Source organism: Amycolatopsis pittospori (assembly GCF_013870525.1).
GTDB lineage: Bacteria > Actinomycetota > Actinomycetes > Mycobacteriales > Pseudonocardiaceae > Amycolatopsis > Amycolatopsis pittospori.
This window is the reverse complement of record NZ_JACBXD010000167.1, coordinates 1-6,491: the sequence shown is the minus strand read 5'-3', so window position 1 is coordinate 6,491 and position 6,491 is coordinate 1. Positions and strand designations below refer to the sequence as shown.

The 6,491-nt window shown below is 69.6% G+C and carries 7 protein-coding genes; 2 read left to right on the top strand and 5 right to left on the bottom strand.

Going from position 1 to position 6,491, the window contains the following annotated elements:
* Window positions 1-45: 45 nt before the first annotated feature.
* Complete coding sequence (locus H5J31_RS39150; RefSeq protein WP_181777702.1) at window positions 46-942, bottom strand: DNA-3-methyladenine glycosylase family protein; 897 nt, start codon at window positions 940-942, stop codon at window positions 46-48.
* Between the two features lie 96 nt (window positions 943-1,038).
* Here H5J31_RS39150 and H5J31_RS39145 point away from each other — a divergent pair, with 96 nt between their 5' ends.
* Both H5J31_RS39145 and H5J31_RS39140 read left to right on the top strand, forming a co-directional pair.
* A complete protein-coding gene (locus tag H5J31_RS39145; protein WP_181777701.1) occupies window positions 1,039-1,491 on the top strand; it encodes an adenylyltransferase/cytidyltransferase family protein in 453 nt (150 codons plus the stop codon).
* A 161-nt stretch (window positions 1,492-1,652) separates the two neighbouring features.
* Window positions 1,653-2,156, top strand: a complete 504-nt coding sequence (locus H5J31_RS39140; protein WP_181777700.1) for a hypothetical protein — start codon at window positions 1,653-1,655, stop codon at window positions 2,154-2,156.
* Window positions 2,157-2,233: 77 nt separating this feature from the next.
* Here the strand turns inward: H5J31_RS39140 and H5J31_RS39135 are convergent, their stop codons facing one another.
* From H5J31_RS39135 to H5J31_RS39120, 4 genes are all read right to left on the bottom strand, one after another.
* Window positions 2,234-3,274, bottom strand: coding sequence for a serine hydrolase domain-containing protein (locus H5J31_RS39135; RefSeq protein ID WP_181777699.1), 1,041 nt, complete (start codon window positions 3,272-3,274; stop codon window positions 2,234-2,236).
* 58 nt (window positions 3,275-3,332) lie between these two features.
* Window positions 3,333-4,196: a glycosyltransferase family 2 protein gene (locus tag H5J31_RS39130; RefSeq protein ID WP_181777698.1), complete on the bottom strand. Its 864-nt coding sequence runs from the start codon at window positions 4,194-4,196 to the stop codon at window positions 3,333-3,335.
* 323 nt (window positions 4,197-4,519) lie between these two features.
* A complete protein-coding gene (locus H5J31_RS39125; protein WP_181777703.1) occupies window positions 4,520-5,656 on the bottom strand; it encodes a glycosyltransferase family 4 protein in 1,137 nt (378 codons plus the stop codon).
* A 40-nt stretch (window positions 5,657-5,696) separates the two neighbouring features.
* On the bottom strand, window positions 5,697-6,491 hold a 795-nt coding region (locus H5J31_RS39120; RefSeq protein WP_181777697.1), incomplete at its 5' end, for a glycosyltransferase family 4 protein.

Genomic DNA, 6,491 nt, shown 5'->3' with positions numbered 1-6,491 from the left:
ACCCCCACCTCGGCCACGTGGTCCACCGGGCGCCGGGGCGGGTAGTCACATCGCGCGGTAGTCGCGGAGTTCGATCTTCGGCCCGAACCTCGGCCGCCGGAATCCGGCCATCGACAGGTAGCGCACCGCTCGCTGCCGCTGCGGCGAGTACGGCGCCAGCACCTCGGACATCCCGGCGTCGTCGAGTTTCGTACCGACCAGCGCATGCCCCACCATCGAGGGAATGTTGTAGTCGCCGAAGCTCACCGCGTCCGGGTCGCCCCAGGCGCGCTGCGCGATCTCCGCCGCGGTCCACACGCCGATCCCGGGGACCTTCCGCAGCCAGGCCCTGCCCTCGACGCCCTTCAGTTCGACGGCCTTCTCCAGCCGGTGCGCGACACGGGCCGCGGTGATCAGCGTCGTCCGCCGTTTCAGGTCCACCCCGGCCCGATGCCATTTCCAGTCCACAATGGACCGGATGGCGACGGGGGTCGGCGGTACGCGCAGCCGCGACGGCCCCGGTCCCGGCGCCGGTTCCCCGAACCAGCGGCACAGTTCACCCCAGGACCGCAGCGCCTCGGTGCTGGTCACCTTCTGTTCCAGCACGGCGAGCACCAGCGCGTCCCAGACCCGGCCGGTGGAACCCAGGCGCAGCCCCGGATTGAGCCGGCGCGCCGACGCGATGACGTCGTGGTGCGCCTCGAACCCCGAATCGTCGTCGTATGCGCCCAGCATCGCCGGAACGCCGTCGAGCAGCCTGTCCGCGCCGGGCCCCCACGCGTCGGCCTCGATCTCGCCGTCCGCGCGCCGCAGCAGCGCGAGCGTCCCCGCGCCGTCCGCGGTGTTGGCGGCGAGCCAGGTGACCCCGCCCTCGGTACGGACGACGTTGGGCGAACGCGACCCACGGCTCAGTGGACCCAGCACCGTGTCCAGGTCCAGTTCGAAGCCGGGGCGGAAGAGCACCCAGTGAACCTACCCGGCACTCGGCTAGGGTTACCCGGGCCGCCCGGCGGCACCGAGCCGATGACCTGAAACATAAGCCGATGGAGGACTCCGACGATGACCCCGCGACCGGCTAAGGCCTCGATCGTCAGCGGTTACTTCAACCCGCTCCACCAGGGCCATCTCGACCTGTTCGAGGCGGCGCAGGAGCGGTCCGGCTACCTGATCGTCATCGTCAACAACGATCGCCAGCAGGTCCTCAAGAAGGGCCGGGTGATCCAGACCGAGGACATCCGGGCACGGATCGTCCGCGCGCTGCGCATCGTCGACGACGCGTACATCGCCGTCGAGGAGGGGCCGGGCATCAACGAATCGTTCGACCTGATCCGCGCGGAGTACCCGGACACGGAACTCGAGTTCTGCAACGGCGGCGACCGGCGCAACGTCGACGAACTTCCGGCCGACGAGGTCGAGGCGGGGGCTCGCAACAACATCGCGATGCTCTACGGCATCGGCGGCACGGACAAGGTCGACTCGAGCACCCGGATCCTTTCGGACATGGAAGCCTGAGTTCACCTGGCCGGGTGACCACGCGCTTTCGCGCATCCGCAGATATTTGTCGGAAGACGTTTGCGGGTCTACTGACGGCGGCCGCTCCGAGGGCCTACCCTGGACACACACAGTCGGCCCTGAACCCAGAGGGCCCCAGGTCAGTCGGGAGGCCTAGGGGAATGGACCCCCGTGCTCGGGCGGACGCCTTGCTCGCACGCGCCAGCGCGCGTGGAGCCTTCGTCGTGACACCGGACAACGCGACGTCGCCGATGGACTCCGCGAACACCCAGCAGATCCCCCGATCGGTGGTCGCCGAGATCGACCGTTCGTCGGACCCGGACACGACCACACAGCTACCGGCCTCGCTGATCGCGGAAAACGATCACCCGTTCGCGGGACCCGAACCGACGACGCGGCTGGACATGCCGCCGGTGCGCGCCGAAGGTGCGACACGGCCGCAGCCGTATCCCCGTCAGCCGGGTGCTCAGCCGACCCGGCCGTTGCCGCAGGCGACGACGCCGCTCACCCGCAGACCGCCGGCCGCGCCGGTGCAGAGCCCGCTGATCGAGCGGCCCGAAGCGGAACAGGAGACGGCCGAGAACGAGGTCGGCGGCCTGGTTCCGACGGTCAAGCAGAACACTTCGGGCAGGTCGAACCTCTCGCGGCGGCTGGACGGCATCTAGCCCCCCACGCGCGCTATGAACGGCCCGTTACTTGCAAAATTTGCAAGTAACGGGCCGTTCATAGCACTAGGGGCGGCTCAAGAAGCCCGGATCACCCGGTCGATCTCGTTGATCGCCGCGCCCCCGCCGTACGTGGCGTTGGACAGCATCGCGACGTCCAGCCCCTCGGCCGGATAGTGCCGTGCGAGGGAGCAGACACCGGTGTTGCCGCCGTCCTTGTAGTAGTTCCGCACCGCGCCGTCGGAGCCGAGGACGAACTCGAGCCCGAAGCCGTACCAGACGTCTTCGCTGTGCAGCACCTGCGGCGTGAGGAACTCCTTCGTACGCTCCGGCGAAAGCAAGCGCTCTTCGCGGATCGCGCGCAGGAAGCGGACGAGGTCGCCGACGGTGCAGTACGCGCCTCCATCGGGTGAACCGATCGGCGGATAGCTGAAGATGTTCTGCTTCCATCCGGTGATCCGCTCACCGTCGAAGACCGGGTCCCAGCCCTCGGCGACCCTCGGCTGCGGATCGCGCCTGTCGAAGAAGCCCGAGTCGGACATCCCTGCGACGTCGAGCACGGTCTCCTGGACGTATTCGCGATAAGGCCGTCCGACGATCTCCTCGATCACCAGCCCGGCGAGGATGTAGCCCGAGTTGCAGTACCGGCAGCCCTCACCGGGCGCGAAATTCGCGGCCTTGTAAGCGAAATTGGGCAAATGGTCACGCGTGTCCATCACCGAGTACACCGGCTTGTCGACCCACAGCGCCTCGTAGTCCTCACCCGCCTCTTCGTCGGCGTCGTCGGCGATGCCGGAAGTGTGCGTGAGCAGATGTCGCGTGGTCACACCGGGCGCGATCACCGTGCCGCCGAGGTCGATGATCTCGCTGATCGGGCGGTCGAGGTCCAGGCGTCCCTCGTCGACCAGCTGCAGTGCCGCGATCGCGGTGACGACCTTGGTGATCGAGGCCGTGTCGTACCGGACGTCCGGCGCGTTCGGCACCGACCAACGACGGCTGGCCAAGCCGTAGCCGCGCTCGAACAGCGTCTCGTCGCCGCGGCGGATCAGCACTACACCGGAAAAGCGGTCTTCACTGGCCCGGTCGGTCAGCCAGGTGTCCAGCTCGGCGAAGTTCATGAACCGACGGTAACGACGGCGGGTTCGCGAGTCGCGCGAGTTCCGGTGGCCGGAACCGCTACTTCTTGCGCGTCTCCAGCTTGAGCCGCAACGCGAGACCGGCCTTCACCGCCAGCAGGACCGGCTTCCACAGCAGGCCGCGGTGACGGTCCGCGAGGTAGCGGTAAGCACTGTCGTGGTGCGCGCGCAGCATCTTCTCCGAAGCCTGCGAAGTCGAATGCCCGCCGATGTGCATGACGCTGGACGAAGGCGCGTACACGTTCAGCCAGCCGGCGCGGGCGATGCGGTCGCCGAGGTCGACGTCCTCGAAGTACATGAAGTAGCGCGTGTCGAATCCGTCGACCGAGTCGAAGGCCTCGCGGCGGAACAGCTGACAGGAGCCGGAAAGCCAGCCCGCCGTGCGCTCGACCGGGGTGCCGGTCTCCTGGCGGTACTGCCGCGTCCACGGGTTGCCCGGCCAGATCTTGCCGAACGCCGCGTGCCCGATCCCGCGGCCGAACGACGGCAGCAGCCGGGCCGACGGGTAGACCGTGCCGTCGAGATCGTGGATGAGCGGACCGAACGCGCCACCCCGCGGCCAGCGCTCGGCGACCTCCAGCAGCGCGTCGAGCGAACCGGGCTCCCATTCGAGGTCCGGGTTCACCACGACGACCCAGCCGTAACTGTCGTCGAGCTCCGCCACACCGCGGTTGGCGGCCGTGCCGTAACCGACGTTCTCGCCGATGCTGAGCAGCTTGACGTTCTCCCGGCGGGCGGCCTTCTCCGGCGCGCCGTCCGTGGAGTCGTTGTCGGCCACGACGACCTGGACGTCCCGGTCCGTCGCCTTCTCAAGCGTGTCGAGGAACTTCTCGAGGGTCTCGCCTGGGAAGTACGTCACGGTCACGACGGCGAGCCCGTCGCCGTAGCTGGGGTGCTCAGTCACGCGGCCATTGTCCACCCGTCACCGAACGCGACTCGCGCCCCCACCCCGAGCGGCGAAGTGATAGCAAAGGTCCCTTGCTCCCCCGGTGGCCGGCCACGCGACTCCGTGAAGGCCTCCTTCACAACCTTCAGGGTAGGGAAGGAGGCCTTCACAACGGCCACCCAAGCTGCACAAGAAAGCGATAAGCCCGTTCGGACGCGTCGCGGGCTCATACTCGGCCCCACCGGGACTTCGGGTTCAAAGCATGCTGTGCTGCTCGCCGCCCCCTGGCCGCAAGGCGATAGCAAAGGTCCCTTGCTCCCCCGGCGCCAAGAAACCGTGACTCAGCCGGCCCGCCGCTGCGCATGCCGGTGCCAAGCCTTCGCGTAGGCCTCCCGGTGCCGCTCCGCGGTCGTGGCCCACGAGAACTCCTTCGCCCGCCTCTGCGCCGCTTCGGCCAGCTCCGCGCGTCGCGAGGGGTCGTCGAGCAGTTCCGAGATCGCCGCCGCGACGTCCCCGGCGCCGACACCGCAGTACGCGACCGCGTCCCCGCCGACCTCCGGCAGCGAAAGCCGCCGCGTCGTGAGCACGCTCGCGCCGCAGGCCATCGCCTCCAGCACCGGCAGGCCGAAGCCCTCGCCGAGGCTCGGGTAGGCGACCAGTTCGGAGCCGCCGAGGAACCCGGCGAGCGTGTCGAAAGGCATGTAGCCGGCCCGGATCACGCGAAGGCGGTGCGGCACGGCGTCGAGCGCGCGCTCGACCTGCGAGTCCCAGCCCGGTTGTCCGGCCAGCACCAGCGCGGGCGGGTTCGGCCTGCCGATGACGGCGTGCGCGAAGCCGCGGATCAGCGCGGGCACGTTCTTGCGTGGTTCCAGAGCGCCGAGGAAGGCGACGTACGGCGTCTTGCCGAGTCCGACGGCCTTGCGCGCGGCCTCGATTTCGGCGGGCGACGGCGGATGAAAGCGATCCGAGTCGACGCCGTGGTGGATGATCTCCAGTTCGGCGGTGCGGACCTGACCGACGCGCTCGAGTTCGGCGGCGGTCGCGATGCTCGGCACGACGCACAGCGTCGCGCGGCGAAGCGCCGTCGCGGTCCAAGCGCGGAAGAAGCGCGCCTTCACTGAAGAGTGCAGCACCGCGTCGGTGAAGAAGGTCGCGTCGTGCAGCGTGACCACCGAAGCGGCCGGGCTCGCCAGGGGCATCGTGTAATGCGGCGAGTGGACGACATCGGCGGCGAGGCGGCGGACCAGCCGGGGCAGCGTCGCCTGTTCCCAGGTCAGCCGCGCGGTCCGGGTCGACGTCGACGGCGAGGTGGGCACGATCCGCGCACCGGGAGCCAGCCGGTCGTACAGCACCGCGTCCCGCGGCTGGCAGACCACGGTGATCCGCGCGCCGTCCTCGTCCAGTGCCGCGACCAGCGAATCCACGTAACGACCGACGCCACCCCTGTCCGCGGGGACGGCGGTCGCGTCGATCAGCACGCGAGGGTCATCGGTCACCCTTGCAGGGTACGGCGGCGCACTAGCCCAGCGGTGGGGAACCGACAAACTGATCGCGCAGGTGAAGCCCCCAAACGGCGTAAGCCGCCCGCTGCCAGGTGAACTCACTCGAACGGCTGAGACCGCCATCACGCAACGCCGCTGCCCGGCCCGGTGACCCGAGAACGTCTTTCAGGGCATCGGCAAGGGCTTGCGCATCACCCACAGGTACGACGACGCCCGCTCCCCCGGCCACCTCGACCAGCGCCGGGACGTCCGAATGCACCACCGGCACCCCGGCCGCCATCGCCTCGATCAGGGGCAGCCCGAACCCCTCCGCCCGGCTCGGCATCGCCAGCACGGAAGCGCCCCGCAACGCGAACGCCAGCTGCGCGTCGGTCACCTTTCCGAGCAGCCGGACGTCGGCGCCGTGCTCGCGCGCCAGCCCCGCCGGATCGATCCCGCCCCAGCCCGGCTGCCCGGCAAGCACCAGCGGCACGCCGATCCGGCCTACGGCGTCGATCAGCACGTCGATGCCCTTGCGCGGCTCGATCGTCCCGATCGCCAGCACATACCGCTCGGGCAGCGCGATCTCTTCGAAGGAGGTGTGCGGCCGCACCCCGTGCGGGATCACGCGCACCGGAACCGTGATCGGCATCAGCTCGGCTAGCTCGTCCGCAATCGCTTGCGTGGGCACGGTCAACGCGGTCGCCCGCCGCGCGGCCCGCGCGATGACCGCCTTGTGCCACGCGACCCCGCGCGGCGTCAGCGTCTCGGGATGCGTCCACGGCACGGTGTCGTGCACCGCGACCGACAGCGTCCGCCCATTCGGCACCCG